The organism is Oleiphilus sp. HI0132 (genome assembly GCF_001635845.1).
The window spans coordinates 1-560 of the sequence record NZ_LWGJ01000794.1 but is presented as its reverse complement, the minus strand read 5'-3'; the positions used below and the strand labels follow the sequence as shown (position 1 = coordinate 560).

The window sequence follows — 560 nt, the reverse complement described above, 5'->3', positions numbered from 1 at the left end:
CAGCGCTGACTATAAACCGTTACTGCACGGTCAGGGCGCTTACCACCCTCGTTGTTTGGGGTGTAGGCATCGTCATGGCGAATCTTCAGATCAGCTGTATAACGATTGATCATCGAGTCCATGTTGCCCGCAGAAACCGCATAAAATAAATTTGGCTTACCAAGCTTTTGAAAATCATCTTTCGATGTCCAGTCCGGCTGGGCAATAATTCCAACTCGATAACCTTGAGACTCTAGCAGCCGACCAATGACCGCCATGCCAAAGCTGGGGTGGTCGACGTAAGCGTCACCGCAAATGATAATAACATCGCAACTATCCCAACCCAGAGTATCCATTTCCTCACGAGACATGGGTAGGAAGGGTGCAATACCGAAGCATTCTGCCCAGTACTTAGGATAAGAAAAAAGAGAGGTGTCGGCTTGCATAGTTTTCGGCTGCTTAAGTAAGAATAGTTGACTATTTTACATGGTCTTTCTATTTGGGCCTAGTGCTTCTTGGTATACATATCGTAGGGTATGCTTATTCTATGTGGTAATTTCTATATTTATCAGGCACCTTAG

The 560-nt window shown here is 45.4% G+C and carries 1 pseudogene; it reads right to left on the bottom strand.

The annotated features are described in order from the left end of the window. Positions 1 to 425, bottom strand: a pseudogene (locus tag A3766_RS09265) (YgiQ family radical SAM protein); the annotation flags it as partial. Positions 426 to 560: the final 135 nt, after the last annotated feature.